The sequence below is a fragment of the Thiothrix subterranea genome (genome assembly GCF_016772315.1).
GTDB classification, from domain to species: domain Bacteria; phylum Pseudomonadota; class Gammaproteobacteria; order Thiotrichales; family Thiotrichaceae; genus Thiothrix; species Thiothrix subterranea.
Genome location: NZ_CP053482.1, coordinates 1,123,330 through 1,149,822, shown reverse-complemented (window position 1 = coordinate 1,149,822; position 26,493 = coordinate 1,123,330). Strand labels below are relative to the sequence as shown.

Annotated in this window: 33 protein-coding genes; 14 read left to right on the top strand and 19 right to left on the bottom strand. The window is 50.8% G+C overall.

The features are described from left to right. Positions 1 to 125: 125 nt before the first annotated feature. Genes HMY34_RS05525 through HMY34_RS05505 form a run of 5 tightly spaced genes read right to left on the bottom strand, consistent with a single transcriptional unit; the run spans position 126 to position 3,717 of the window. A complete protein-coding gene (locus HMY34_RS05525; protein ID WP_202718291.1) occupies positions 126 to 1,289 on the bottom strand; it encodes a cation diffusion facilitator family transporter in 1,164 nt (387 codons plus the stop codon). After that, positions 1,286 to 2,437 (bottom strand): homoserine kinase, encoded by a 1,152-nt coding sequence (locus tag HMY34_RS05520; RefSeq protein ID WP_202718290.1) that lies wholly within the window; start codon positions 2,435 to 2,437, stop codon positions 1,286 to 1,288. Before HMY34_RS05520 ends, HMY34_RS05525 begins: the two co-directional genes overlap by 4 nt. A 4-nt stretch (positions 2,438 to 2,441) precedes the next feature. Next, complete coding sequence (locus HMY34_RS05515) at positions 2,442 to 2,750, bottom strand: hypothetical protein (protein WP_202718289.1); 309 nt, start codon at positions 2,748 to 2,750, stop codon at positions 2,442 to 2,444. Positions 2,751 to 2,755: 5 nt separating this feature from the next. Next, positions 2,756 to 3,481 carry an LOG family protein gene (locus tag HMY34_RS05510; RefSeq protein WP_202718288.1) on the bottom strand — a complete coding sequence of 242 codons (726 nt, stop codon included), beginning with the start codon at positions 3,479 to 3,481 and terminating at the stop codon, positions 2,756 to 2,758. Further along, on the bottom strand, positions 3,481 to 3,717 hold the full coding sequence (locus tag HMY34_RS05505) for a BolA family protein (protein ID WP_202718287.1): 237 nt from the start codon (positions 3,715 to 3,717) through the stop codon (positions 3,481 to 3,483). Before HMY34_RS05505 ends, HMY34_RS05510 begins: the two co-directional genes overlap by 1 nt. A gap of 113 nt (positions 3,718 to 3,830) precedes the next feature. On the opposite strand from HMY34_RS05505, the gene HMY34_RS05500 reads away from it, so the two are divergent. The 3 genes from HMY34_RS05500 to sctL all read left to right on the top strand — a co-directional run bounded on the left by HMY34_RS05500 (position 3,831) and on the right by sctL (position 5,711). Continuing rightward, a complete protein-coding gene (locus HMY34_RS05500; RefSeq protein ID WP_202718286.1) occupies positions 3,831 to 4,325 on the top strand; it encodes a Crp/Fnr family transcriptional regulator in 495 nt (164 codons plus the stop codon). Between the two features lie 95 nt (positions 4,326 to 4,420). Next, positions 4,421 to 5,116: a SctK family type III secretion system sorting platform protein gene (locus tag HMY34_RS05495; protein WP_202718285.1), complete on the top strand. Its 696-nt coding sequence runs from the start codon at positions 4,421 to 4,423 to the stop codon at positions 5,114 to 5,116. Then, positions 5,094 to 5,711: a type III secretion system stator protein SctL gene (gene sctL / locus HMY34_RS05490; RefSeq protein WP_202718284.1), complete on the top strand. Its 618-nt coding sequence runs from the start codon at positions 5,094 to 5,096 to the stop codon at positions 5,709 to 5,711. The genes HMY34_RS05495 and sctL overlap by 23 nt, the downstream gene beginning before the upstream one ends. On the opposite strand, the gene sctO is transcribed toward sctL, so the two are convergent. From sctO to HMY34_RS05445, 9 genes are read right to left on the bottom strand one after another with little or no spacing between them, the layout of a single operon-like run. Next, positions 5,665 to 6,087 (bottom strand): type III secretion system stalk subunit SctO, encoded by a 423-nt coding sequence (gene sctO, locus HMY34_RS05485; RefSeq protein WP_202718283.1) that lies wholly within the window; start codon positions 6,085 to 6,087, stop codon positions 5,665 to 5,667. The genes sctL and sctO overlap by 47 nt on opposite strands. Before the next feature lie 5 nt (positions 6,088 to 6,092). Then, positions 6,093 to 7,427 carry a type III secretion system ATPase SctN gene (sctN, locus tag HMY34_RS05480; protein WP_202718282.1) on the bottom strand — a complete coding sequence of 445 codons (1,335 nt, stop codon included), beginning with the start codon at positions 7,425 to 7,427 and terminating at the stop codon, positions 6,093 to 6,095. Then, positions 7,424 to 9,463 carry a type III secretion system export apparatus subunit SctV gene (gene sctV / locus HMY34_RS05475; protein WP_202718281.1) on the bottom strand — a complete coding sequence of 680 codons (2,040 nt, stop codon included), beginning with the start codon at positions 9,461 to 9,463 and terminating at the stop codon, positions 7,424 to 7,426. The genes sctN and sctV overlap by 4 nt, the downstream gene beginning before the upstream one ends. Positions 9,464 to 9,493: 30 nt before the next feature. Then, a complete protein-coding gene (locus HMY34_RS05470; protein ID WP_202718280.1) occupies positions 9,494 to 10,021 on the bottom strand; it encodes an NfeD family protein in 528 nt (175 codons plus the stop codon). An 11-nt stretch (positions 10,022 to 10,032) separates the two neighbouring features. Continuing rightward, positions 10,033 to 11,091, bottom strand: coding sequence for an EscU/YscU/HrcU family type III secretion system export apparatus switch protein (locus HMY34_RS05465; protein ID WP_202718279.1), 1,059 nt, complete (start codon positions 11,089 to 11,091; stop codon positions 10,033 to 10,035). Continuing rightward, positions 11,088 to 11,870, bottom strand: coding sequence for a type III secretion system export apparatus subunit SctT (sctT, locus tag HMY34_RS05460; RefSeq protein WP_202718278.1), 783 nt, complete (start codon positions 11,868 to 11,870; stop codon positions 11,088 to 11,090). The genes HMY34_RS05465 and sctT overlap by 4 nt, the downstream gene beginning before the upstream one ends. Beyond that, positions 11,870 to 12,142 (bottom strand): type III secretion system export apparatus subunit SctS, encoded by a 273-nt coding sequence (gene sctS, locus HMY34_RS05455; protein ID WP_202718277.1) that lies wholly within the window; start codon positions 12,140 to 12,142, stop codon positions 11,870 to 11,872. The genes sctT and sctS overlap by 1 nt, the downstream gene beginning before the upstream one ends. Positions 12,143 to 12,146: 4 nt before the next feature. Next, a complete protein-coding gene (gene sctR, locus HMY34_RS05450) occupies positions 12,147 to 12,800 on the bottom strand; it encodes a type III secretion system export apparatus subunit SctR (protein WP_202718276.1) in 654 nt (217 codons plus the stop codon). Between the two features lie 2 nt (positions 12,801 to 12,802). Further along, complete coding sequence (locus tag HMY34_RS05445; RefSeq protein WP_202718275.1) at positions 12,803 to 13,861, bottom strand: FliM/FliN family flagellar motor switch protein; 1,059 nt, start codon at positions 13,859 to 13,861, stop codon at positions 12,803 to 12,805. Positions 13,862 to 14,132: 271 nt separating this feature from the next. On the opposite strand from HMY34_RS05445, the gene HMY34_RS05440 reads away from it, so the two are divergent. The 7 genes from HMY34_RS05440 (at position 14,133) to sctJ (ending at position 18,383) form a co-directional block, all read left to right on the top strand. Continuing rightward, positions 14,133 to 14,810 carry a hypothetical protein gene (locus HMY34_RS05440; protein WP_228287987.1) on the top strand — a complete coding sequence of 226 codons (678 nt, stop codon included), beginning with the start codon at positions 14,133 to 14,135 and terminating at the stop codon, positions 14,808 to 14,810. Further along, complete coding sequence (gene sctD, locus HMY34_RS05435) at positions 14,811 to 16,184, top strand: type III secretion system inner membrane ring subunit SctD (RefSeq protein ID WP_202718274.1); 1,374 nt, start codon at positions 14,811 to 14,813, stop codon at positions 16,182 to 16,184. Continuing rightward, positions 16,153 to 16,365, top strand: coding sequence for an EscE/YscE/SsaE family type III secretion system needle protein co-chaperone (locus tag HMY34_RS05430; protein ID WP_202718273.1), 213 nt, complete (start codon positions 16,153 to 16,155; stop codon positions 16,363 to 16,365). Before sctD ends, HMY34_RS05430 begins: the two co-directional genes overlap by 32 nt. A 123-nt stretch (positions 16,366 to 16,488) precedes the next feature. Further along, a complete protein-coding gene (locus HMY34_RS05425) occupies positions 16,489 to 16,698 on the top strand; it encodes a hypothetical protein (RefSeq protein WP_202718272.1) in 210 nt (69 codons plus the stop codon). 92 nt (positions 16,699 to 16,790) lie between these two features. Continuing rightward, on the top strand, positions 16,791 to 17,156 hold the full coding sequence (locus HMY34_RS05420; protein ID WP_202718271.1) for a tetratricopeptide repeat protein: 366 nt from the start codon (positions 16,791 to 16,793) through the stop codon (positions 17,154 to 17,156). 10 nt (positions 17,157 to 17,166) lie between these two features. Further along, complete coding sequence (locus tag HMY34_RS05415; protein WP_202718270.1) at positions 17,167 to 17,742, top strand: hypothetical protein; 576 nt, start codon at positions 17,167 to 17,169, stop codon at positions 17,740 to 17,742. A gap of 38 nt (positions 17,743 to 17,780) precedes the next feature. Further along, the gene (gene sctJ / locus HMY34_RS05410; RefSeq protein ID WP_202718269.1) at positions 17,781 to 18,383 is read left to right on the top strand and encodes a type III secretion system inner membrane ring lipoprotein SctJ; all 603 of its coding nucleotides are present in this window, start codon (positions 17,781 to 17,783) and stop codon (positions 18,381 to 18,383) included. Here the strand turns inward: sctJ and HMY34_RS05405 are convergent. From HMY34_RS05405 to HMY34_RS05390, 4 genes are read right to left on the bottom strand one after another with little or no spacing between them, the layout of a single operon-like run. Next, entirely contained in the window at positions 18,380 to 19,291 is a 912-nt protein-coding gene (locus tag HMY34_RS05405; protein ID WP_202718268.1) for an LpxL/LpxP family acyltransferase, read from the bottom strand. The two genes, sctJ and HMY34_RS05405, sit on opposite strands and share 4 nt — an antisense overlap. Continuing rightward, positions 19,288 to 20,028 (bottom strand): competence/damage-inducible protein A, encoded by a 741-nt coding sequence (locus HMY34_RS05400; protein ID WP_202718267.1) that lies wholly within the window; start codon positions 20,026 to 20,028, stop codon positions 19,288 to 19,290. The genes HMY34_RS05405 and HMY34_RS05400 overlap by 4 nt, the downstream gene beginning before the upstream one ends. After that, positions 20,025 to 21,137, bottom strand: coding sequence for a ferrochelatase (hemH, locus tag HMY34_RS05395; RefSeq protein ID WP_202718266.1), 1,113 nt, complete (start codon positions 21,135 to 21,137; stop codon positions 20,025 to 20,027). The genes HMY34_RS05400 and hemH overlap by 4 nt, the downstream gene beginning before the upstream one ends. Next, complete coding sequence (locus tag HMY34_RS05390; RefSeq protein ID WP_202718265.1) at positions 21,134 to 21,547, bottom strand: phosphate-starvation-inducible protein PsiE; 414 nt, start codon at positions 21,545 to 21,547, stop codon at positions 21,134 to 21,136. Before HMY34_RS05390 ends, hemH begins: the two co-directional genes overlap by 4 nt. A 50-nt stretch (positions 21,548 to 21,597) precedes the next feature. On the opposite strand from HMY34_RS05390, the gene HMY34_RS05385 reads away from it, so the two are divergent. After that, positions 21,598 to 22,392 carry an inositol monophosphatase family protein gene (locus HMY34_RS05385; protein ID WP_228287986.1) on the top strand — a complete coding sequence of 265 codons (795 nt, stop codon included), beginning with the start codon at positions 21,598 to 21,600 and terminating at the stop codon, positions 22,390 to 22,392. Continuing rightward, positions 22,362 to 23,201: a glutamate racemase gene (gene murI / locus HMY34_RS05380; protein WP_228287985.1), complete on the top strand. Its 840-nt coding sequence runs from the start codon at positions 22,362 to 22,364 to the stop codon at positions 23,199 to 23,201. Before HMY34_RS05385 ends, murI begins: the two co-directional genes overlap by 31 nt. A gap of 6 nt (positions 23,202 to 23,207) precedes the next feature. Here murI and HMY34_RS05375 read toward each other — a convergent pair whose 3' ends face one another. Then, entirely contained in the window at positions 23,208 to 23,699 is a 492-nt protein-coding gene (locus HMY34_RS05375) for an FKBP-type peptidyl-prolyl cis-trans isomerase (protein WP_202718264.1), read from the bottom strand. A 147-nt stretch (positions 23,700 to 23,846) separates the two neighbouring features. On the opposite strand from HMY34_RS05375, the gene hldE reads away from it, so the two are divergent. Then, the gene (hldE, locus tag HMY34_RS05370) at positions 23,847 to 25,283 is read left to right on the top strand and encodes a bifunctional D-glycero-beta-D-manno-heptose-7-phosphate kinase/D-glycero-beta-D-manno-heptose 1-phosphate adenylyltransferase HldE (RefSeq protein ID WP_202718263.1); all 1,437 of its coding nucleotides are present in this window, start codon (positions 23,847 to 23,849) and stop codon (positions 25,281 to 25,283) included. Further along, positions 25,283 to 26,455 carry an FAD-dependent oxidoreductase gene (locus tag HMY34_RS05365; protein WP_202718262.1) on the top strand — a complete coding sequence of 391 codons (1,173 nt, stop codon included), beginning with the start codon at positions 25,283 to 25,285 and terminating at the stop codon, positions 26,453 to 26,455. Before hldE ends, HMY34_RS05365 begins: the two co-directional genes overlap by 1 nt. Positions 26,456 to 26,493: the final 38 nt, after the last annotated feature.

Sequence of the window (26,493 nt, the reverse complement as noted above, 5' to 3'; positions counted from 1 at the left end):
AATCCCTCCCAGCCTCTTCTTATAAGGGGAGGAGCGAAGAAGCGCAGTCTTTCTGGTCTCTCCCCTGATAAGGGGAGGTTAGGAGGGGTTTCTTTGTAATCACCAAAAAAGTGCTTAATTTGCGCTTAATGCACTTTTTTAGTGAAAAAGTTGACGCACTCAATGGCGGGAATGCTGCGACAAGCGTTTTTGAATCCTGAAAGTGCTGTTGCGGGCGGCGTTGTTAGCAAAATAACGTCGAGTTGAAGTTTGCCGCCTTGGTAATGCAAAGTGAGGTCGTCGATGCTGTCCCATAATGCCGCCGTTTCTGGCTGTGTGTGCAGTGCAGCTAATAATTCAACCCGCGAGGGCAGGTTTTTACTGGGGTGTACCGTTTCATCGTCTTCGGGATCAATATGAATAATAACATCGCTAATCGCCGGAAATTGCCGCCGCAAACGGTACATCACGGTATCACTGATGTGGTGGCCTTCGGAAACGCTGATGCGCCCATCGACTTGCAAATGCGCATCGGCCAATACCCGTCCCCCCATGCGGCGCGTGCGCAATAAATGCACGCTTTCCACGCCGTCGATGGCACAAATAAAATCACGCATCTCTTGGACTTCCTGCGCGTCTAACCCGGTATCCACCAATTCACTGGTGCTTTCCAAAATGAGCTGAATGGCCATGTAAAAAATCATGGCGGCGACCAAGATAGCCGCTACCGAGTCCAGCCAAGGGAAACCCAATTGCGCCCCGCCAATTGCCAGCAACACCAATACTGAGGAAATCGCATCCGAACGGTGATGCCATGCACTGGCTTTGAGCATGGGCGAACTGATGCGTTTGGCAACGTGAACGGTGTAGTGGTAAAGCCCTTCCTTGCCAATAATCGCTAATGCTGCGATCGCCATTGCCCAGGGTTCGGGGGTGATGAGCGGTTCGTCGCCGGAAAGTCTGTCCCATGCTTGCAGGAAAATCGCCGCCGCGACCCCGCCCAATAGTAAACCGAGAATAACGGTGGCAAGTGTTTCAATACGCCCATGCCCATAAGGGTGGTTGGCATCGGCGGCTTTGCTGGCATGATGTGCGGCAAATAATACCACCACATCGCCGACCAAATCCGACAGGGTGTGCATGGCATCCGCAATCAGCGCTTGCGAATGGGTAAGAATGCCGCCGATGATTTGCACAATCACCAGAAAAATATTCACACTCATGCCGACAAAAGCGACGCGCTGGGTGACGGCTTTACGGCTATTATCGTCGGTGCGGGTATCGGTGACGGTATGCTGATGTCCGCTCATTGTGTCCAACCTGTTTGTAAAACGATGACGTGTTCGCGCCCTTCGCTGTGCGTTTCCAATACCGTATGCCCGTGAATCCGCGCCCATGCGGGAATGTCGTGCAATGCGCCGGGGTCGGTGCAAATCGCGGTCAAGTGAACGCCAGCAGGCAAATTGTCGACGGCGGTTTGCACCCGAATCACGGGCAGCGGGCACAAAAGCCGCCGCGCATCGACCGTTACGTTGCTTGCGTTAATGCGCTGTAACAATTTGCGACGGAATTCTGCCGGGTCTTTTTGCAAAACATTGTCGCCTGCGCGTGGGTTCAATTGCGCGTCCAGACGTGAGAGCCAGAAACGTAAGGCCGCCGCCCGTAATGTTGCGTACCAATAACGTCGCTCGATGGCTTGCCAGGGGCGCACCGTTTGATAAGCATTCAGGCAAGCTTGTACCCGCAAATTATCCAGTGAACCATCCGCGTGGCAGCACCAGTCATTGACCACGATTGCTAAGTCATACAACCAGTTATCGTAGCAGGCAAAATACACATCCAAAACGCCGCTCAGATGATCGTCGTGGAACAGCACATTATCCCGAAACAAATCCGCGTGAATCGTACCGCTGGGAAGTTGCGCAAACGGAATGCTTTGCTGGAATGCCATTTCGGTTTGCAGCAAGGCGGCATCGGCTGGGTTTAAGTGTGGCAGCAAGCGGGACGCCGTGTGCATTCGCCAATCATGCCCACGATCGGGGGCGCGTTGCTGCGGGAAGGTTTGCCCCGCAAGATGCAGGTGCGCGAGTGCTGTGCCGAGTGCGGCGCATTGTTTGGGGGTAGGGTGCTCGATGTGTTGCCCCGCTAAACGCAGCACTAACGTAGCGGGTTTGTGCTTGAGCGTACCCAATAATTGCCCCGCACGGTTGGGAATGGGGCGAGCCACGGGAACACCGGCATCCGCCCAATGTTGCATGAGATCGAGAAAATAGCCCAGTTCTGCCGGGGTATGGTGCTCAAACAGGGTGAGAACAAATGCCCCTTGCGTGGTGGTGACGAAAAAATTGCTGTTTTCGACACCTGCACTGATACCGGCATAATCCGTCAGCGCTCCGACGGGGTATTCATGCAGAAAGGTTTCGAGTTCGGTGGCGCTGACGGGGGTATAAACTGACATGCATTTACCAAGAGAGGACGTTCCAGCTTGGAATCATCATGTCACGGCTTTGGTGAGCATTTTGACTTTTGCCTTGGGAACTGACTGAATCGACTAAGTTATAACCGCCTTCGCCATCAGCCGGTACGTAGCGGATTTCGCTGCGCATGGCGGCGACGCGCTCTTCTTCAATCGTGCCGAAATCGTCGGTGACACGGATCGTTTCCACCTTCATTTTGCTGGCAATATCCGTATCGGTGGTAGTTTCATCGGCATGAATCGTGGTGCTGAACAGCGCGATGAATGCCAGTGTTAGCCATTGTTGTGTGTTCATTGTTGTTATAACTCCATAAATTTAGCGCGTTCTTCAGCGGATGGCCCCGATACCGCGCGTTCGTAGTAACCAAAAATATGCTCGACGATTGCATCGGCATCGTCCAACAGGACAAACAGATCCAAATCGCCTGCCGAGATTGTACCCTGTTTTATCAGGGTGTGCTTGAACCATCCGACCAAGCCTTCCCAGAATGGGGTGTGCACCAGCACGATGGGGATTTTGCGGGTTTTAGCGGTTTGCACCAAAGTCAGGATTTCTGCCAATTCATCCAGTGTACCAAAGCCACCGGGCATGACCACGTAGGCGGAAGCGTGTTTCACGAACATGACTTTGCGCGAGAAAAAATGCCGGAAATACAGCGAAATATCCTGATATTGGTTGGAATGTTGTTCGTGTGGAAGCTGGATATTCAAACCAATGCTGGGCGATTTGCCACGCTTAGCGCCTTTATTGGCGGCTTCCATCAAACCGGGGCCGCCGCCACTGACGACAGCAAAGCCCGCATCGGAAAGTTTGTGGGCAATGGTTTCGGTCAGGTGATACAGCGGATCATCCGGCGGGGTGCGGGCAGAACCAAAGATGCTGACGGATGGGCGTAAGTGGGCAAGGCGTTCAAAACCGTCCACAAATTCGCCCATGATTTGGAAGATTTTCCAGCTTTCGCGGGCTAATTCCTTGTCACTGATGGGTTGCAGCACCGGGTGTTGGGTACGGGTTTTGTCATCCATTACGCAACTTCCGCAGGGGTTTTGGCGCGAATCGTCAGCGCATGAAGTTGACCCGCCGTAATCGCGTCATTGACGGCGGCGTATACCAGTTGATGGCGCTTGAGGGTGTTTAACCCTGCAAAGGCGTCACTGATCACGTCCGCTTCGTATTTGTAGCCATCACCGTTGATGGTGACTTGCGCTTCGGGCAAATGGGCTTGAATCATGGCGGCGACGGCTTCGTTACTGATGCTCATAAAAGGTATTCCTGTTTGGGTTAAAGTAAAACGATTATACGCTGTGCCTGCCGACAACGCTTATTTCTGCGCGTATAATACAGGCAATTTCATTTATTGCCGGATCACGCACCATGAACCATGTAAATTCTCAATTATTACAGCAAATTAAAGACACCTGCCCGGAATTTTGTGCCGCGCTAACCGACGATGAAGTCGTGCGATTTTTGCGTTATACCCGCATTCGTGAACTGGGTTCGCAAGAAATTGTTGCTGACATCGGCGAAATCAGTGACCGCTTTTACTTGGTCATCGGTGGGGCAGTCAAATTACTGCAAGTCGATGGTGAGCGCGAATTTGAAGTCGGGCAATTAGACCCCGGCAGTTTGGTGGGCGAAATGTCTTTCTTTGACCGCCAGCCACGCACCGTGCGTTTGAAAGCACGGCGCAGCGGGGTGCGTTTGCTGGAAATTAACCGCCAGATGTACAACCGTATCCGTATCGAAGAGCCGTACATTGCCACCAATTTGCTGGAATTTGTGGTGCGCAGCCTCGATTTTCTGGTGCGCCATTTGAGCGATGAAAACGCCAAGCTGCACAAACAAGTCACGGGCTTAGGCTACCGCTGATTCAGTCTGGCGAGTAGTTTTGTCAGGAAATACCTGCTTACTGTGGTGTGAGCAGGCAATAATGCCGAGATATTGAATACTATAACGTTGGCATTATGAGCATTTCTAATCACTTCGATATTACTGACGAATTTTCGCAGGCGGTGTGGCGCTTTAATTTCCGCCCGGATTCGTACATTCATCCCAGTTGGTTGGCAACCATGCCCGATGGCAAAGTGATGCAGTCGTTGTTAGGGCAAGAACGCGGGGAAAGCCGCTTATTGAAGCACATGATGCAGCGTTTGGGCTTGCATGACAGCGTATTTTTTGATTTCAGCAAACCCTTGACGCGCTTGGCCTTATGGCGTGGGCAAGAGTTAGGGCAATTGGTGCTGTACTTAGGTGCGATGTTCCATTTTCAGTTATTGCGCCGCATCGTGACTCGCGAAGATTTGCTGAAAACCCAGCAGGTGCTGGGCGATGACTTATACCGTTTTGTGCAACAACGTGCGCCGTTGCTGACACACAATATCAGTGCAGACATTGCGTTTCCTGCGCCCATCGGTTTGAAAAAGCGTTTTGTGTTGGCGGGAATGCTGTGTTTGCGGGCAGCATTTGCCGGTTATCCACCGTCTTTCTGGAAGCGTTTGGTCTATAAGTTGGAGCGCGAATATTATGTGTTGTGGAAGCGTTACGCAAAATCTGGGCAAGCCTTGGATGCACAAGCCGCTGAATGCGCGGTATTAGTACAAAAAGTAGCAATAGAAATTAAAATGGGGGTCAGTCGCGATGGCAAAATTCTTTTCAATTAAGCCGGTAGAGGCACAATTACGCGCCGGTCAAAAAGTCCTGAAAGCGGCGGATTATGAGGAATTGGTCGCGTATGAACGTTTAGCGTCCGATCTGGAAACGCGTCACCGCCAGCGCGAAGAAGTCATGTCGGTGGCGCTGGGGCGTTCGATTAAACGCGGTTTAGAACAAGGGCGTGAACGTGCCGATCAGGAAGCCGCCGAAAAAATGGTGCTATTTACCGGACGGGTCAATGACACGCTGATGGCACTGGAGGGCGAGTTGGTGGAATTGGTTACAGGTGCAGTGCGCAAAGTGATTCACAGCTTTGACCAAGATGAACGGGTTCGGCAAGCGGTGTTGGGTGGTTTGGAATTGGTGCGCGGCAGCCATAAATTGTTGGTTCGGGTTCACCCGCAGATGCAGGCAACGATTTCGGAGCAGTTGGATGCCATTCCGCACCGCTTTAGCAGCTTGGAAGTGGTCGGCGATGACCAAGTAGCCGTGGATGGTTGCATTCTGGAGTCGGATTTGGGCATCGTGAATGCGAGTCTGGAACAACAAATCCAGATTATTGAGCAAGCTCTTCGTGGGACTTTTTATCGTCCTGCATTTTAATCATTTCCTTGAGCTTTTCCAGTTTCAGGTTGGCCTCGCTGGAATGCTGCTGTGCGGTTTGGACTTGCGTCGCAGCCGTTTGCAAGCCTTGTTGCGCAGCGGCGAGTTCAGCGCGTAAGCGTTCTTCTTCCAAGCGTAAATCTTCCAGATTTTTTTGGTATTCAAACAGCATTTGCGGGGCGAACGGCTGATTTTTCAGGTTGGCAAATAACGCTTCCTGATGCTCCAGTCGCCATTGCCCAAAGCTGACCAGTTGTTGTTCCTTTTCATGCAGTTGTTGTTCGTGTGTTTGCAAGATGCGGCGTTGTTCTTGCAATTCGATGAAACGTTGTTCCATGCGGCGGGCGCGAATGGTTTTTAATTGTTCTAAGCTCATGGCGATTATCCTGCCAGTTGGATTAGCCAGTTGATGGTGTCATCAAAACTGGAATATTCGTGGGAAGGCTGTTTAAGAAAGCGCAAAATTTCATCCATTTTACGGATGGCTTCGTCTGCAAGCGGGTCGGAACCGTGTTTGTATTCACCGACGCGCAGCAAAAATTCGATTTCTTTGTGTTTCGCCATCAAAGTGCGCAAGTGTGCGGCAGCGGCACGGTGTTGGGGGCTAACCAATTGCGGCATAATCCGGCTCAGACTCGCGAGGATGTCGACCGCTGGATAATGATTGCCCGCCGCTAGGTCGCGTGACAGCATAATGTGTCCATCCAGCAAGGAACGTACTTCATCCGCAATCGGGTCGCTCATGTCATCGCCTTCCACCAGCACGGTGTAAAACGCGGTGATTGAGCCTTTGTCTGAATTCCCTGCGCGTTCGACCAGTTTGGGCAATTCCGAAAATACCGACGGTGGAAAGCCGCGTCGGGCGGGAGCTTCCCCAGCGGCTAAGCCGATTTCGCGTTGCGCTCGTGCAAAACGGGTCAGCGAGTCCATTAGCAATAAAACATTATTGCCTTTGTCGCGGAAGTATTCGGCAACTGCGGTGGCAACATAAGCGGCTTTGAGACGTTCAATCGCTGGGCGATCAGAGGTGGCAACGATGAGAACGGTTTTTTGCATCCCCGCCTCGCCCAAGGCTTCTTCCATGAATTCGCGCACTTCGCGCCCACGTTCGCCGATGAGGGCGACCACGTAAACGTCCACCGCCGCGTGTTGCACCAACATGCTAAGTAAGGAACTTTTACCGACCCCAGCACCGGCAAATACACCGATGCGCTGCCCGATGCCGCAGGTAATCAACGCATCCATTGAGCGAATCCCCAGCGATAGCGGGCTACTCACCCTATCGCGGGAGAGTGGATCGGGTGGATTGGCGTAGATGGGGTAGTATTCGGTGAAAGTCGGTAACGGTCTGCCAGGATTTTCTTGCACGCGCCCAATGCCATCGAGCACGCAGCCGCGCAGGTGTTCGCCAACGCCGACCTCAAGCATTTTGCCGGTGGTAATCACTTGGGTGTGCGCGGATACGCCTTGCATATCGCCGATCGGGGCGAGTAGTGCAATATTTTGCTCAAAACCGATGACTTCCGCAGGAATTTCGCGTGGATCGCCGCTGTTTTTTAGCAAGCATAATTCGCCGAGTTTGACACGCGGCACAATGGCACGAACCACCGTGCCGGTGACTTGCACAATGCGCCCGTGTAATACCAGTGGCGTGCATTTTTCGAGGTTATTGCGCAAGCGTTCGGTGACGTGGCTCAGTGGGGTACGCGGTCTCATGTCAGCCTGATCTCGCCAATCGGATTGAGGGAAATGCTGGTAGTGAGTTCCTGCACTGAGATGACCGGCAAGTCGGGGAAGCTGGTTTCGAGATGGCGGCGAATATGGCGGCGCAATTCCAAATTAGTGAGAATAACCGGGCGCACTTTGTCTTTGGCATGTTCGGTTTCGAGTTCCCGCAAAGCGCTGGTGAATTGTTCGGTGGCTTCGGGATTAAGTGCGAAAAATACGCCATTGGGGGTTTGGCGCAGGCTGTTTTGCAGCAATTTCTCGGTTTCGGGGGCGAACATGTAGACCGGCAATACGCCCGTGCCATTGGTAAAGGTGTAAGACAACTGGCGTTTGAGGCTGATGCGCACCCGTTCTGCCAACATGCTGGTGTCTTTTTCCATTTCGCCAAATTCGACCAGCGTGCCGAGAATTTGGCGAAGATCGCGGATGGATATGCCTTCATTCAGCAAGCGCCGGAATACATCCACGGTTTTCGGGGTGTTGACCGCACGTTGCACTTCGCGCACCAGTTCGGTGTAACTGGATTGTTCCAGCTTGTTATAGAGGGTGTGCATTTCTTGAATGCCGATGAATTCCGACGCATGTTTGCGTAATACATACGCGAGGTGGAAGCTAATGGCCTGAATATTGTCGGGTGTCGGGCGCGTGCCACTGGCTACCAAGTCAGCCGCTGTTTTGTCGCTGGAGGGGGGCGTAGCGGGTAATGCGGTTGCACTCGCGGGTTTGAGGTTGCCTTGTGCCACAGGAACGCCGCGAATTGAAATCTGGTAGTTGTCATTATTCAATTGCGAGGAAATTCGCAGGCTGATGCCGGGCAATGGCACACCCATGTCTTGGTAGAACTCGCGGCGGATGCGCATGAAATCTTGATTCAAAGTGTCGAGTGAGAACAAGTTTTTGGCTTGCGCAGGCAGTTCGACTAAAGCGGGTGAGAGTGGCTGCATGTCTTCCAACGCGGCTTGAGGTTCGCTGCTGCCAAGCGCCATTTTACTGCTATCTTGTTGACCGATGACGGTGGTGATTTCGGCATCGGCGAATTCCATCTGATTTTGCACTTTGCGCAAGGCCATACCGGTGAAGCCTAGCAAAATAGCGAGGAAAAAGAACACCATGGTCGGAAAGCCGGGGACTAACCCCATTGCGCCCACAATACCGGCGGCGGCAAGCAAGGCACTGGGTTGCGCCAGCATTTGCCCACCAATGTCGCTGCCTAAGTTGGCATCATCTTCTCCCCGCACACGGGTGACAATAATGCCGGAGGTGATGGAAATGAATAGGGCGGGAATTTGCGATACCAGCCCGTCACCAATGGTGAGAATGGAGTAGAGTTCGACGGCTTCGCCCATTGGCATTCCGCGCTGCATCGTGCCAATGGCTATGCCACCGAGGATGTTGACTAAGATAATAATCAGCCCCGCAATCGCATCCCCTTTGACGAATTTCATCGCGCCATCGAGAGCGCCGTACAATTGGCTTTCTTTTTCAAGGTTAGAACGGCGATGACGTGCATCCGCCAAAGTAATCAGACCTGCCCGCATATCGCTGTCGATACTCATCTGCTTACCGGGCATTGCGTCCAAGGAAAAGCGGGCGCTAACTTCGGCGATACGTTCTGAGCCTTTGGTAATGACGATGAATTGCACAATCGTAATGATTAGGAACACGACCAAACCGACAATTAAATTACCACCCACCACGAATTCGCCGAAGGTTTGAATAATGTGACCGGCATCCGCTTCCAGCAAAATCAAACGGGTAGTAGCAATACTTAACGATAAACGAAACAGCGTGGTCAATAATAAAATCGACGGAAACGAGGAAATTGCCAGCGGGTGTGGAATGTAAATACCCAACATCATCAATAAGATCGCAATGCTCATGTTCAGGGCAATCAGCATGTCCATGACCAAGGTGGGCATGGGCAAAATCATCATGGCAATGATCGCGACCAGCAATAACGCCAGCGCTATGTCACTGCGCCGGGTTAGGTTGGTGAGAAACTCTTGTGAGGCGCTCGACTGCATGAAAACGGTGCTCCTGATCCTTGTAATGGCTTATGCGGTTTGGCTGAGGGGCGTTATGTATAAAGTCCGGTCGTTAATGGCAATAATCTTGGCTTGCGTTCCCGCAGGGCAATCGTCTCCCGCCAGTTGCCATTCGAGATTATCTAAACGGATACTGCCTGCGCCCTCCACAATTCCTTGTTCTAACGTAATCACTTGCCCGATAAGCTGTTTGCCGGGGTATTCGGTGAACACTTTTTTCAGGGAATGCCACAAGTCAGCTAACAGTGGCGCGATCAACACACCACCAAGAACGAGCACAAACTGCCAGCGCCACAGCCCGTCAGGGTTGAGTAGCATGAAAACGCCAGTGATGCCTGCGCCGACACCCAGCCATTTTTCCCACCCAGCGGCAAAACGTTGCTGGTATTGTTTTACCAAGCCATTTTTGTTTTTGATGTGCTGGGTGGTACGAAAAACCGTGTAGTGGGCTTGCGCCCGCACATTGGTTTGTCTTAAATCTGCCCAGCTTTTTTGTAAGCGCTGCGCCAAGGTCATTGGCTGTTTTTCTTGTTCCATAATACATCCATTTATTTTTTGACCTTCCCTTGGGTTTGGCGCAATAAATTAGCGACTCTATCAATGGTTTTTTCGGGTATGTATTGGTCTAATTTGCCCTCGCTAAGCAAATCTTGCACCAACCCAGGGTCACTGACGACGGGTACATTTTCAAGGGTGGCAATTTCTGCCATTTTACGTGACATATTATTTTTACCAATGGCCACGATAATGGGTAATGGGGTCTTACCCGCTTCGTATTGCAACGCAACCGCAACCCCCATGTCGAGAATCACCAGCCGAGCGGTACTAATACGCTTCTTGATGTCCTGTTCGGAGAGTTCGCGCCGAATGCCTTGGCGTGCCGAACGCACATGCGGATCCCCAAAGATGTCTTTCATTTCTTTTTTGACTTCTTCTTTGGTCATGCGCTGATCTTTAATGAATTGCTGGCTTTGAAATAAAAAATCGAGTACGGCGATAAAAATAAGTATGGGCAAAATGTACAACATGAGTTGACTGGTTAAGTCTTCGATGACGGTTTGTTGGCATTCAACGTTGCATTGTTTAATGGCGTGCAATAACTCGCTCAACCCCGCGCGTAACACAATCAGCAAAATTGCCCCAATAATGATGGTTTTCAACAGCGAGAGTAAGGTCGTGACGAATTGCTTGGCGGAAAAAATGCGTTTGAAACCACTGGATAAGCTAACTTTTTCCGGCTTGGGAATAATGGGTTCAAAGGAAAAGACGAAACCAAATTGCACAATATTCCCCAGAATACCCGCCACTACTGTGATCATGGCAAAGGGTAACGCGATGCCGTATAGAGCGCTTTCCAGCATGGTTTTAAAACCGACTTCCACTGCTTGCGGGAATGGCATGGTGTATAGGCGGGGTACAATGCTGAACATTTCTTTGAACTGATCGACGATCCAATCCCACGCCAACATAAAATAGAGCACGGTGAATAGCATAATCAGCGCCGAACTCACGTCATTACTACGTGCTACTTGCCCTTGTTTACGCGCTTTTTCCAGTTTGCGTGAACTGGGTTGTTCGGTTTTTTCTTGGCTACTATCACCACTCATCGCAATAGCGCATCCAATATCGTGAGATTATTGCCCATGCGGAAAAAGCCGTCTTTGAGATATTCCGCTAAAAAGCCGATATACAGCGTTAGCATGAAGAACGTTAGGCCACTTTTGACCGGCATAGCGGCTAAGAAAACGTTTAGTTGCGGTAAAAAACGTCCGACCATTCCCAGCCCGAAATCGACCAGAAACATCATCCCAAGAAAAGGCCCCGCAATTAGCACGCTGGTGTATAACAGCAAGTCCAATTGTTGCAGGAAAAATGAGGCAACTTCCAGTGTAAATTGTGGGAAAAACTGATCTATTGGCCAAGTTTGGTAACTGAAATAGAGTGTTTGTAACAAGATTAAAAAGCCGCCTGATACCAGTAATAATGTGGTCAGCAATAAACTAAATAATCCACCCAGCGGCGACACCATATTTGCGGTAACAGGTGAGAAATAGAGAGCGCTCATCACACCGCGCTGCATGTCGATCAAAAAGCCAGCCGCTTTAACCGCCCAAAACGGCACACTCAGGGTATAACCTAATAACAGCCCTAAGAGTCCTTCTTTTACCAAAATACCAAGCATGGTGAGCGTGTTAATTTCAATGTTGAGAAACTGTTCGTGTGTCAGCGGCAAAATAAACAGACTCATGGTCATAATGACCCCGTTGCGTAAGGTGCGGGGTACAACGGGTTCAGTCAGAATCGGTAGGAGCGCGAACGCAACCAAAACCCTTGGGGCGGTAAATGCCCAAGCCAATAGCCATGATTGCAGTGCTTCGATTTCCATCAGTTATGCCGTATCACTGCAATTTGATCAAAGACGTTTTGGGTGAAAGTGAGTAATTCTGGGCCTAACCAACGCACAGTCGCTGCCAGTGCCACCATGGTGACGACGAGCTTAAAACCGTGCGGCAGTGTTTGTTCCTGAATAGACGTTAAAGCTTGCAACAAACCGATGAGCAAACCCACCACGGTTGCGGCAATAATGGCAGGCAGTGACAGGTACAGAATGAGTTCCATCGCCAATGAAGTTTTGTGGATGATGTCGGTTTCATTCATGGTGTCAATAACTCAATATTAGGCCGTGGATCAGGCGTGACCAACCATCCACGAGCACAAAGAGCAACAGTTTGAAGGGCAAGGAAATGGTCATGGGTGATAACATCATCATACCCATTGACATCAATAAGTTAGAGATAACCAAGTCAATCACTATAAACGGGAGAAATATCAAGAAACCGACTTGGAATGCGGTCGTTAATTCGCTTACCATAAAGGATGGAATCAATACCAAGAGATGTTCGGTGGTGATTTCCGCTGAATATTTTTCAGGCCAAAGTTTTTGGGTGGTTTGCGTGAAAAATTCGCGTTCACTATCACTGGAGTGGTTAATAAGAAATTTTCGTAAAGGCTCAGTACTGCCTTCCAATGCATTAATTAACAAAGGATTGCGTATATCTTCAATAGCAACACCAAAGCTATTAAATTGCTCATAGGTTTCCATTAACACCGGTGCCATGATGTAGATAGACAGAATGATGGCAATACCGCTAATCGCAATATTCGGTGGCTCTTGTTGCAAGCCTAAAGCACTGCGGAGGATATGCATCACAATCACCAGCTTGACGAAAGAGCTAACCATAATCGCAATAAACGGCGCTAAACCTAAGATCGTGAGCGCCGCCAGCAATATGATCGGATTCGGGAAGCTTTCCATGCTTAAGCGCTCTTCGCTTTTTTGTTAAACAGGTTGATGATGCGTACCGCAATGCGCCCGTTGATTTCGACCAATTCTCCCGTGCCAATCAGCCGATGCTGTGAACGTATCTGAATGATTTCTGGCAAGGATTTCCCCAATTCGAGAATATAGCCGGGGCGTAATTGCCGCACTTCGTTGAATGACAGCGTTTTTTCCCCCACATCGAAGGAAAGCTGTACCGGTATCTGGCTAATGTGTTCTATGTTTTGTTTTTGTTCATTATCGGACATGGGCATCCACTCGGTAATAATGGTCAGGGTTGCGGGGGTTGTTTCACTGAGCGTCGCTTCGCAGCAATAACCGGAATCGAGGCATAAGCGCAGTAAACCTTCGTCTTCAAAGCGGGTGTCTTCCAGCAAAATCAGGTCAGACGGTTGCAGTTCGTTGATCTCTTGCATGGAAAACACAATGTGGCTGATTTCAAGCCATAGCGGGGTGTCATGTTCTTCCCAATCCAAGTTGGTGTCAGAAGGCCAGTGGCGCAGGCGTTCTTGTAGGTGCAAATAAAGGTGCGGGTCGAGCATCAATACCCCAAATACTTCTTGCAATACCGGTGAGTTTTCTTGCTCAAGTATCTGAATAGTAAAGCCTAATGGCATGGTGTATTGGGTGCTGAGTGGGTCTGCTGACATGGATTGTAAGGTTAACTGCAACCCTAAGCCGGTTTCCGCTTGATGCAACAGGGGAGCAAGTGCACTTTCAATAATGCTAATGGCGAGATTTTCCGGCAGTTCATGCAGCAAGCCGTCCGGTAAAAATTGCTTAATGCGCTCTACCAATGGCCAAGCTGACAACCATAAACCCGCCATCGTGCCACCTAATTCCAGCGTCATACTGATGGGGCAAAGGTGTTGCGTGTCTGATTCTCCAGGTTGTATCCGACAATGCGCGACACGCTTGTTATCCACCGGGACGTGCATCCCTGTGGATTTGTTCAACAGAATATTGTTCAGGCGCATGGCAAGCGCTGCCTGAGTGGGAAACTTAATAGGGGTGAACAGAATCTGCCGGTTTCTCATTATGATTGTTATCCTGATTGCTGTTCGCAAACACAGCAAGGCGTGGTTTATGACTGAAAACGTGCAATGTCCACGGTAGTCTGCCGCTACGTTTTGCGAAGTTCAACTTTCTTTAGCCATACGGTCTCAATCTCAGACTGAACGGTTTATTGCTGGTGGCGTTGTTCCACTGAGTAGGGTTTCTAGTACGGTTTGTCTTCTTCAGCGTGAATATTTGTGAGCGAAGGCATAGATTCATGTTTGTTTCTATTTGCCGGGGGATGACTTGGCTATGCATGACACATTGTTCACGTTTCGATGGGCTATTTTATCCCTGCTATTAGCAGGTAGTGCGGCGGTTGCGGCTCCCGTGCCGTGGAAGTCGGATAACTATTCGCACTTTTCTGATCAGGAGCCATTGCCAGAATTGTTGAAAACCTTGGCATCATTACAAGATTTGCCGATTGTGGTTAGCCCTAAGGTCAAGGAAGTGGTGAGTTTGCATCTCCAAAATCGTAAACCTCAGGAGATTTTCAATGAACTGGTCAAAAATTACGGTTTGATTTGGTACTACGACAAAGAAGCGCTGTTTGTTTACAAGGAAGAAGAAGTGCAATCAGCGAGTGTGAGTATGAAAAAAATGTCGCCGCAAGAATTCACCAATGCTTTAAAACGGTTGGAGGTGTTGGAAGAGCGCTTTCAATGGCAGATTTCTGAAGTCGATAACATTGTGTATCTGACTGGCCCTGAACGTTTTGTCAGCGCGGTACTGGATATGGCGAAGGTAATGGACACACAGGATCTGGCGCGGCGGCAAGTGTACCGCTGGAAAGATAAAGCCGGTGTGATGAATTACAGTTCAGAAGATCCGGTGGGTGGTATGGGCGCTGAGTTTGATGTCAAGACGGATGAAAAATTTCCGGGCTTTGATGTGGTGGATGTCGTTAAAAACAAGCAACAGGCCGAATAAATGGCAAGTCAACACACTTCGTTTATTCTCAAAGTTCTCAATGGCATTAACAGTGGTGCGTCGGTTCGCTTGAGAACCGGGAGTGTGGTCATTGGACGTTCGATGACCAGCGACATTATTTTGCATGACGACAATATTGCAGATCAGCACATTCAATTATTGATCACACCGGGTTCGATTACGCTACAACCCTTGGCTCGCCCGGTATTCGTTGAGGCGCAAGAGATTGCTGCCGAAAGCATTGAGTTGGCACCGTATCAGACGGTGAAATTAGGCAATGTCGAGTTTTTGGTAGCCGACAGTCGAGTGTCCGCCCCGCGCACTCAAGCACAAAAATCACCTGAGACTAATGCTAAGCGTGCCACTGTTGCGGGTACTAAGAGTAATAATGTTCCGCCCCCGGCGAAAAAATCGTCAGCCGCTAAATCATCCGCTAACAAAGGCATGAGCGGTAAGACTTGGTTACTTTTAGGGGTGGGCTTATTGTTGTTGGCTAATCTCATTTATTGGGCACCGCAGTTCAACCGTTTTCTGGAAACGCTGGGCTTACGTGATTCCGGCGAACAACAGGCCGCAGGCTTGCTGAAAACACTGGGGGAACAGGATTTCAACTTGGTGAATGAGGCCGATGGTTCGGTCAGTTTGCGTGGCTACACCGATACGGTTGAAGAACGCAATGCCATTATGGGCAAGATTCAGGACGCGGGCATCAAAGCCAATGTGTACGTCTGGGCGCAAGATGAGATGGCGAATAGTGCCAATATGATTGCCCGTGCCATGGGGCAGCCGGGCATTAGCTTCAAGCCGGGCGCGACCGAGGGGATTTTGGTTGCTCAAGGTTTTGTCACTAAAAAGGCCGATTGGGAGCGCGTCAAAACCACTATCCTCAATGATATTGGGGGTATCCGCTCCATTGGTGAGGCTGATTTTCAATCGCTGGACGGTTATCTAGCGTCTTTTGTGCAGTTCATCGAGAAAAAAGGACTGTCTAGCCGCATCACCGCTACAACCGACGGCAAGAGCGTTATAGTTAATGGCGAGTTAACGCAGTCGGAAATTCAAAAATTAACAGGTTTGCGGCAGGAGTTCATTGGAATACAGGGCGATGGCCCGGCAATTGTGCTCAATGTCACGGATATACGCGACCGCATTACATTGGCGATACGCAGTGTCAGCGTCGGCAAAATACCGTTTCTGGTTGCGAAAGATGGTAAGAAATACATGGAAGGTTCGGCACTTGGCGAAAAATATTTCGTAAAGTCCATTAAGTCTGATCATGTGGTATTGACTAACAATGGAATGGAAATTCCTTTTTATTACGGTATAGACAAGGGGAGAAACGATGCTAACAGTCGAACAGAATCTCAAAAATGATAGTTCTGGTATGTATAAAAATGAGCTTCTGGATAAGTTTAATCAAGCAGCATCCGAAGTTCGCTCCGAGTTGAACCAAGGGGTTTCCCCTGATGAATACGATAAATTAAATAGATTTTTGCAGGCATTGGATGCCAGTTGCGAAGTGGTGGAAGAGTTTTGGTCGCAAACCCATCACTAGGTTGGCGTCAAAAGCAAGCATGGAACGCAATGTATTAACAGGAAGTTATGGATTCCCTGCGTTTGATGAATAGATCATCGGGAATTTGATTTTATGGATGATTAATTTTTAGGAGATATGAAAATGGCAGATATAGCCGGAACCATCGCATTATTGAATCAATCGGCTCAAGATAGCGTGCAGTTAATGGATGCCCAGACAGCATCTCAAGCGCTTACCACGCAGGCAAGTGTGAGAAATCAAGCTCAGCGTGCGACGCTTGAAGTAGTGAATGCTGCGATGTCAGGACACAAGTCTTTGATTCAAGCATTAGTGCAAGGTATTAGTCGATAAGAAAATATATTAATTTTATATTGAAAATATCGTTATAGACTTTGGGCGGCAAAGTATGCTTATTTTGCCGCCATTAACAGGGAATAAATCTTATGCAAGCTAGTGTTCAATTACTCCAACTAATGTCAGAAATCGGCTATATGGCTTGTTTTAGTGGAGATGCCTCACGTTCTCAAACGATTATGGATGGTGTCAGTGCTATTGGTGTTGAGCAAATACCCATTAAAATGGGTTTGGCGATTACCAAAGTATATGGCGGGCTGTATGATCAGGCGATTAATATTTTACGTGATGACATTCTGGTGAAAGAGCCAGAGCATATGAGTGCAAAATGTTTTCTCGGTATTGCGTTAATTCAAAAGGGTCAAAGAGCGGAAGCCAGAGAGCTGTTGGAGAATGTGGTTCAGTATGGCAACAAAGACGAAAGTAGCATTGCCGCTGCTTACTTAAATAGTTAAGGTAATTACCATGTTTGACATGAGTACTTTAGTGACTCCTGCATCACCTTTTAATAACCAAGGGTTACAACAATTACCAGAACCACCAATGCAAGACGTGTTGCGTTTGGAAAATGTATTAAATGGTCAAATGGAAGCAGGAAATAATGACTTTTTGAGTTCATCAACTCAAGATTCTCCTGTTCTACGTATTGAGAAGCAAGTGACTTCTGAGTCTTTTGATTTTAAAGATTTGATGATTCAGAAAATAGCTACTATGGATGAAGAACATCATCATATAATGTCGCAAATGAGGAGTATGCCAAGTATTTCAGATGCTTTGCAGGGTTTAAGTCAATCCAGAGTTAATGAGCAAATACGTACATACCCTGATGTCTCCGCTGATCAGGGTATAGACGCCACCATTAAACAAATAAAAAATTCAGCCAAAGAAACGGTAGATGCTTTACAAGTATCAAGTGATCATCAACACGCCATGACAAAATGGGGTATTAATTCCCAGTTATGGATGAGTAAAATGAGCATAGTCACTGCGGTGGTAGGGCAGGTGTCTCAAGGTTTTAAAACACTGTTTCAAGCAGGTTGAATTCTCATCAATACATTCTTAAGTAGTTTGAGAAACGCATGACAACTATAAATAAGCGATTGCTCCACTTTTTAGCTATTTTCAGTATGATTATATTAACAGGCTGCAAAACTGAGCTTTACAGTAATCTGCTAGAAAATGACGCCAATGCTATGCTCTCCATCTTGCTCAATAACAAGATTGGAGCAGAAAAGACTTACGATAAAAAAGCAGAAGCCTATTTTCTGCATGTGGAAGAATCACAAATTCCCCAAGCGGTACAGCTTCTTAAACAGCATGGTTACCCCAAAGAAAAAATCGCGACCGTCGGCGAATTATTCAAAAAAGAAGGATTGATTTCTTCCCCACTGGAAGAACGTACCCGTTTCATTTTCGCCTTATCGCAAAGTGTACAAGAAACCCTATCGCAAATTGACGGCGTGTTGGTCGCACGGGTGCATGTGGTATTGCCTGAAAACAATCCGCTTGAGAAAGAAATCAAGCCATCTTCGGCCTCGGTCTTCATCAAATACAATCCTGCCTACCGTTTGGAAGACATGAAGTCAGACATTAAGCTGATCGTTGAAAAAAGTATTGAGGGCCTGACTTACGATAAAGTGTCGGTGGTAATGGTTCCAGCACAGTTTACGGCGACGAATTAGTAGATTGGTGGTTCGTTTTCTGAGCGAGTGCGGAACAATTTGAGTACCCACATGTATTGCTCAGGGTGTTTTGTGATCAGTGTTTGTAGCCCTGTATTCAGAATCTGCGCATTCTGGGTTTCATCTTTACCGGGAAAATCGGTTAAGGGACTGCCAATGACAATCTCATAATCGCCCTTTGTTGGATTAAAAAATGCCATGATCGGCAGGGCAACCGCCTTACCCAATTTTGTCAGCCGTGCGGGTGTGGTGAGCGTGGCTTTGGGAACACCGAAAAACGGCGCGAACACCGAATGTTTGCTGCCATGATCTTCATCCGGCAAAAAGAACATGAAGCGTCCCGGTTCTAGCGCTTTCACCAGTTTCATCATGCCTTCTTCACGCGCCACCACGAATTCCACATCTTGCAGGCGGCTGCGGGCAATGAGCCAATTGATGACAGGGTTGTGGAACGGTTTGTACGAGCCGTAAGCGCGGTAATATTGCCCGATAGCAACCGGCGCGAATTCTAGCCACACCGAATGCCCTAACATGAGGATAACATTCTGTCCGGCAGCAATGGCTTGCTCCAAATGTTCACGTCCACTAATGCGGGTGCGTTGGTACACGTGGCGGCGGGTGCGAAAAAATAAGATGCTGTAGTCCAGCATGGCGCAGGCATATTCTTGTAAATGGCTGTGCGCCATTTGTTCACGTTGGGTGTTAGTCAATGCAGGGAGGCATAGGTGCAAATTACTCAACACGACTGCGCGGCGTTTGCGATTGTGGCGGTAAATCCAGTTGCCCAAGTGTCTGCCCAGCCAGCGGCGGGCTTGCCAAGGCAGCCAGGCGATTCCGGCGAATATCCCAACACCCGCCCAGGTGAGCCAGTGTCGCGGGGCAAGTAAATCGCGGGGGAATGTGGTCACGCTTGCGGTATGCAATCAACGTTCTCCGCCTGCATTCGTGCTGTAAACCACGCGGCGGCAGGGGCTACGTCAGCGGCGCGGCCTTTGATGCCAAAGTCGATTTTGCGGCGTTCAACCGTGCTGGGCAGGCTGGAAATACGCACGGCGGGAAAGGTTCTGAGCAGTTCTTCCATCATCGGAATCAGCTCGCTTTCTTGCACCGCTTGCAGCGTCCAACGTTGTTCAATCGGTGGCGTGGTGTCGAAATACTGTGCGTAATACGTGTCCAACGCCCACTCGACCATCGGCCATGCCATATTAGGGAAGCCGGGGACAAAGTGGTGGTGGCGCAGCTTGAAACCCGGAATTTGATTGATGGGGTTGGGAAGCAAACTGGCACCATCGGGCAGTTCACTCATGCGAATGCGGTTAGGGTAAGCATCCGTACCGAAGCGCCCTTCGATCAACGCGACGGCTTGCGGGTGGCGCAATAACCTGACTCCCGCCGCCGCCGCCGCCGCTTGGCGCGTCAAATCGTCGGGGGTTGCCCCAATGCCGCCGAAACTGAACACAATGTCGTCACTTTGCAGCGTTTCGCGCAGGGTTTGCAGCAATAAATCCCAATCGTCGCCGATCATGCGCATCCATGCCAGCGCCAAGCCGCGTGCTTTGAGGAAACTCATGACTTGCGGCAGGTGTTTGTCTTGGCGCAAGCCACTGAGCAGTTCGTCGCCGATAAGGATTAGCCCGACTTTCATTTTTTTGCCCCTTTAGCGATGGCGTTTTGTAAGGTGTGTTCGGCTTGTTTTTGTTGTCCCGCTTCTGACCAGTTAGGTGAGGTTTCTGCCCAGCCGACGGTGTGTTGCTGGATAATATCCGCGAGTGCTTTAATGTGGTCAGGGTTGGCATTTAGCGCGGGAATGTAGTGGTACGTTTCGCCGCCCGCGTGTTGGAAATATTCGCGGTTTTCTTCGCGGATTTCTTCCAGCGTTTCGAGGCAGTCGGCGGCAAAACCTGGGCAAATCACGTCAACGTGTTTGATGCCTTCAGCGGGCAGGGCTTGCATGGTTTTATCGGTGTAAGGTTGCAGCCATTCCGCTTTGCCGAAGCGCGATTGGAAGGTGACGCGCCATTCGTTGGGGCGCAGGTTGAGTTCTGCTGCCAGCAAGCGTGCGGTTTTGTGGCATTCGCAATGATACGGGTCGCCGAGCATGAGGTTGCGTTTGGGGATGCCGTGGAAGGACATGACCAGTAATTGCCCGCGTGGGTGGTTGTCCCAGTGGGTCAGCACGCTGTTGGCGAGGGCTTTGATGTAGCCGGGGTGATCGTGGTAGTGATTCACCAGACGCAATTCGGGCATCCAACGCCAGCGTTTGAGTTCGTCGAATACTTTGTCGAAGGTAGTGGCGTTAGTGGCGGCGCAGTATTGGGGGTAAAGCGGGAATACCAGCACGCGCCGTGCTCCGGCTTCCTTGAGCTTTAGCAAGGTGGCAGGAATGGAGGGGTTGCCGTAGCGCATCGCTAGTGCGATTTTTACCGGTCCGTTGAAGCGGATTTCCATTTCTTTTTGCAGCGCTTTTTGTTGTTGCAGCGAAATGCTCATCAGCGGTGAGCCGTCTTCTGTCCATACGGTTTGGTATTTTGCGGCACTTTTGGCGGGGCGGGTGTTGAGGATAATGCCGTGCAGGATGACGTTCCAAATAATGCGTGGAATTTCCACAACACGCGGGTCAGAGAGAAATTCTTTCAAATAGCGCCGCAACCCGGCTTTGTCAGGGCTGTCGGGTGTGCCTAAGTTGGTGATCAAAATGCCAGTGCATTCGGATTTGCCGTGGAAATAATCCTGTTCATTGATAAAGCGGCTCATGGGTGGGGCGTTCCTCTGCGGTTCTTTTCATAGGGGTATTTCACATGACCAAAGCGCACGATGAGTACCGCCAGTGAAATCAATAAGATGGAGGCGGCAATCGCTAACATTTGCCATTCGGTCATCGCTTTCATGTCGAGGATGAGGTAGCGGGCAAGGGCGACCATGCCGATGTACAGGGGCATTCGCACCGGTACTTCCCCGGATTGCAGGTAAACGACGACCATGGTGATGATTTCTAAATAAATAAACAGCAGCAATAGGTCAGCAATCTGTACTTTGAGATGGACGAAAATGGTATAAATTTCCTGTCCCACGGCAATAACAGTGGCAAGGGTAATAATGCCGAGGAGTAGGTATTCGATCCCATGCAACAATTTCTGGCTGGCAGAAATGTTCGGTTTGTCCATGTGTGGGTATCCTTGTATTGTTAGCGTTTTGGTAACGCTGGGTAGGTTAAATGATGCAGCCTGATTTGCAAGTATTGGTGCAGGAAATACGTCAAATTGCACGCGAGGAAATTTTACCGCGTTTCGAGCATATCGGCTTTGCGGTAAAACAAGACGGCAGTTTGCTGACCGAGGCGGATTTGGCGACGAATCAGCGCATTGCGGCATTTTTGCTGCAAGAGTGGCCTGAGATTGCGTTTCTGAGTGAGGAGATGGAGCGCGAGGAACAGGCGCGTTTATTGCGCGAAGCCGATGCGTTGTGGTGTCTTGATCCCTTGGATGGTACGAGCAATTTTGCGGCGGGTATCCCGTTGTTTGCGGTGTCACTGGCATTGTTTCAGCGCGGTGAAGTGGTGCTGGCGCTGACTTACGACCCGGTGCGTGATGAAATGTTTACCGCACAGCGGGGGCGGGGAGCGTGGTTGAATGGCAAGCCTTTGCGTTGTCAGCCCAGTGAGTTTCAGTTGTGCAATGCGGTGGCGATTGTGGATTTTAAGCGCTTATCGCCTGCCTTGAAGCAAGCGTTGATGACGAACCCACCTTACGGTTCGCAGCGTAATTTGGGCAGTTGCGTGCTGGAATGGGCGTGGATGGCGGCGAATCGGGGCAATTTGTATTTGCACGGTGGCATGAAGTTGTGGGATTTGGCGGCGGGGTCGCTGATTTTGGCGGAAGCGGGGGGCTATGCCGCGACCTTGCAGGGTGAACCGGTGTTTGTCGCAGCGTTAGCGCCGCGTTCGGTGGTGATCTCCCCCGATTCGGTGTTGTTTGCGGCGTGGTTGGGTTACTTGCAGGCGCAGCAGTGAACGCGGCACGGCACACACAGCCCATTGGGGTATTCGATTCGGGTTTGGGGGGCATTTCGGTCTTGCGTGAAATTCACCGCTTGTTGCCTGCGGAACACCTGATTTACGTGGCGGATTCGGCTCATGCGCCTTACGGGGCAAAAACCTCGGATTATATTCGGGCGCGTAGCAAACGGGTGGCGGATTTCTTGTTGGAACAAGACGTTAAAGTGTTGGTGGTGGCGTGCAATACGGCGACGGTTCATGCAGTGGCGTATTTACGCGAAACCTTGCCGATTCCGGTGGTGGGGATTGAGCCTGCGGTGAAACCTGCTGCCCGCTTGACGCAAACCGGGGTGATTGGGGTGTTAGCCACGCAACAAACGGTGAATAGCCCGCGTTTGCAGCAGTTGATTTGCGATCATGCGGCGGGGGTGCAGGTGATGACGCAAGCCTGCCCCGGTTTGGTGGAGCATGTGGAGGCGGGGGATTTTAGTAGCACGGCGGTACGTCAATTGCTTAAAGTTTATACCTTGCCCTTGCTGGATGCGGGGGTGGATACTTTGGTGCTGGGGTGTACGCATTACCCGTTTCTGGCGGACGCACTGGTGGATGTGACCCACGGCAAAATGACTATCTTGGAAACCAGTACGCCGGTGACTCACCAGTTGATGCGGGTGTTGGAACAAGAAGATCTGCGCCGCCCGCAAACAGGGCAGGGCAGCGTGCAATTCTTTTCCAGTAAAGCCGATGCGCAGCATCTGAGCAGTATGCAAACCTTGTGGCAACACCGGATCACAGTGGGACTGCTGCCAGACGCTTACCGCTGAACGGTTTTAATGGTGGTGATGACCACCTTCACCGTGGGCATGACCGTGGGCAACTTCTTCCGCAGAAGCCGCACGTACATTGAGGATGGTGACATCAAACGTCAGGGCTACGCCTGCGAGTGGGTGATTCGCGTCAATGGTAACGCTATTGTCATCGACGGCAGCGATGCGAATGGTTTGATTGCCAGCCCCGGTTTGGGCGTGGAATTCGGCACCGGCAACGATTTGTTCAGCCGGAACGCCTTCAAACATGCTGAGCGGAACTTGTTGGGTCATGCGTTCGTCGTATTCGCCGTAGGCTTCGGCGGGCGGCACAGTGACAGTTAGGCTGTCGTTGGCTTGTTTGCCGACTAACTGTTTTTCCAGCCCCGGAATAATATTGTCAGCACCGTGCAGGTAGGCGAATGGTTGAGCGGCATCCGCTTGATCGAGTACTTGACCTTGGTCGTCAGTCAGGGTGTAGGTCATGGTGACCACGGTGTGTTGTGCGATTTGCATCGGTTTTCCTTAGAGTAGAGAGACTATTGGGGTTATTGAGCGACGTTTTGCTGTCAAGTATGGCTTGGCTGGGAAATTTTTCAAGTGCAGGAATGGAACGTGATAAACTTTCCCTCTGCTTTTTCTGGTTTTATGTGAAAAATAACGATGAGCTTACAAATTCCTCCTTTTGAACGGGCGCGGGTATTGGTGGTCGGTGATGTGATGCTGGATCGCTATTGGTCGGGTCAAACTTCGCGCATTTCCCCCGAAGCCCCCGTACCCGTGGTGCATGTCAAAGCCAATGAAGAGCGCCCCGGCGGTGCGGCAAACGTGGCGTTAAACATTGCCAGCCTTGGTGGGCAGGCGGTGTTGCTGGGTTATGTGGGCAATGACGAGGCAGGCAGGTCGTTGGCGAATACCTTGCAAGCGCGTGGGGTGCAAACCCATTTTGTGGCGCTGGATACTGCGCCGACGATTACCAAATTGCGGGTGCTAAGTCGGCATCAGCAATTGATTCGCTTGGATTTTGAGGAAGGGTTTGCGGGGCAAGATCATGCAGCACTCTTCAGCCAATTCAATGCGTTGTTGGCAGCGGCGGATGTGGTGGTGCTGTCCGATTACCGCAAAGGGACGCTGGAGCGGGCGCGGGAATTGATTGCCTTGGCGCAAGCAGCCGGTAAGCCGGTGGTGGTTGACCCCAAAGCGCAGGATTTTGCGACGTATCAGGGGGCAACGGTGATTACGCCGAATCTGGCAGAGTTTCGTGAAGCCGTGGGCGAGTGGGCGGATGAGGCGGATTTGGTGCAACGTGGGCAGGCATTGCTGGCGCGGTGTGAACTGGGGAACCTGTTGCTTACCCGCAGTGAACAGGGCATGACCTTATTGCGCCATGAGCTTGCGCCATACAACTTGCCGACCCGTGCGCGTGAAGTGTTTGATGTGACCGGGGCTGGGGATACCGTGGTGGCGGTGTTGGCAGCGAGTATGGCGGCGGGTTTGCCAATTGAGCAGGCGATGGGGTTGGCAAATCTTGCAGCGGGAATTGTGGTGGGCAAGGTGGGGACGGCAACGGTTAGCGTGCCTGAATTGCACAAAGCCTTGCAGCAACACCATGCGCAGGTGAAAGGCGTGGTCAGTGAGGCACAATTGCTGGCTGCGGTGCAGGAGGCGCGTATCCACGGCGAACGCATTGTGATGACCAACGGTTGTTTCGACATTTTGCACGTTGGGCATGTGACGTATTTGGAAGAGGCCCGCAAGCTCGGCGACCGTTTGATTGTGGCGGTGAATACGGATGAATCGGTGCGAGCGCTGAAAGGCCCGACGCGCCCGGTGAATACCATGGCAAACCGGATGCGGATGTTGGCAGCGTTGGCGTGTGTCGATTGGGTGGTGGATTTCAGCGAAGACACGCCCGAACGCCTGATTTGCGCGGTCAAACCGGATTTGCTGGTGAAAGGTGGGGATAACGATCCGCAAAAAATCCCCGGCAACCGTTGCGTGTGGGATAACGGCGGCGACGTGGTGGTGCTGAGTTTTGTGGATGGGGTGTCGACGACTAACACGATTGCACGGATTCAGGCGATGGAGAAAGAAGCGTAATGCAGGTTGATGTTCTGATCATTGGTGGCGGCATTGCCGGGTTGTGGTTGCTGGCGGAATTGCGGGCGCAAGGCGTTAATGCGTTGTTAGCCACGGATGAATTGGGCAAGGGGCAAACCATTGCATCGCAAGGCATTATTCACGGTGGCACAAAATATGCGCTGACGGGCAAAGTAACCGGCGCAACCTTGGCGATTGGCGATATGCCGCGTTTGTGGCGGGCGGCACTTAATGGTGAAGGTGCTGTCGATTTGCGCAAAGTTAAGGTGTTGGCGGAATCGCAGTTGTTGTGGACATCGGGTGGACTCGGTTCACGCATGACCGGATTTTTTGCCAGCAAAGCGATGCAAAGCCGCATGGAGGCTGTGCCACGCGATGCTTACCCTGACTTGTTCCAGCATTCTGAATTTCACGGCGGCTTGTATCGCTTGGATGAGCCGGTGTTGGATGTGCCATCGTTGTTGGAAACGTTGCGCGAACAGTTAGCGGATGCCTTGGTGCAGGTGGATGTGCAGCGTTCCGGTTTGCAACAGGCGGGGGATGCGTACTGCTATCGGGCGGTGTTGTCGGATGGTGGTGAGTTAATGGTGGAGGCTGGGCAAATTATTTTAACGGCGGGGGCGGGGAATGAGGCGTTGTTGGCTTCGGCGACGCTCAGCCAGCGTATGCAACGCCGTCCGTTGCAAATGGTATTGGTGCGCGGCAACTTGCCGATGCTTTACGCCCATGCGCTGGGGATGAGTGATAAGCCACGCGCCACGATTACGTCGCATCGGGACAGGCAGGGCAACACGGTGTGGTATATCGGCGGGCAACCGGCAGAGCAGGGTGTGGGCAAGCCTGCTGCTGAAGTGATTGCCGCCACGCAGCATGAACTGGCGGAACTGTTACCGTGGGTCGATTTCACAGGCATGGAATGGTCGACTTGGCATGTTGATCGTGCGGAAGGTTGCCAGCCGGACGGTAGCCGCCCCGATCAGCCGATGGTGCAACGCTTTGCGAATGTGACGGTGGCGTGGCCTACCAAATTGGCGTTTGCGCCGATGTTGGCGGCACGATTGCGCAAGGCGTTGGGAGTAATGGCAGCCGTGAATGCTTCTCCTGTATCCGACGCTGGTCAGTTGCCAACACCGCCGGTTGCGTCCAGCATTTGGGATGTTGGGTTAACCTGAAGGATAATTTCGTCGGCTGTTTAGCACCATTCACAGGG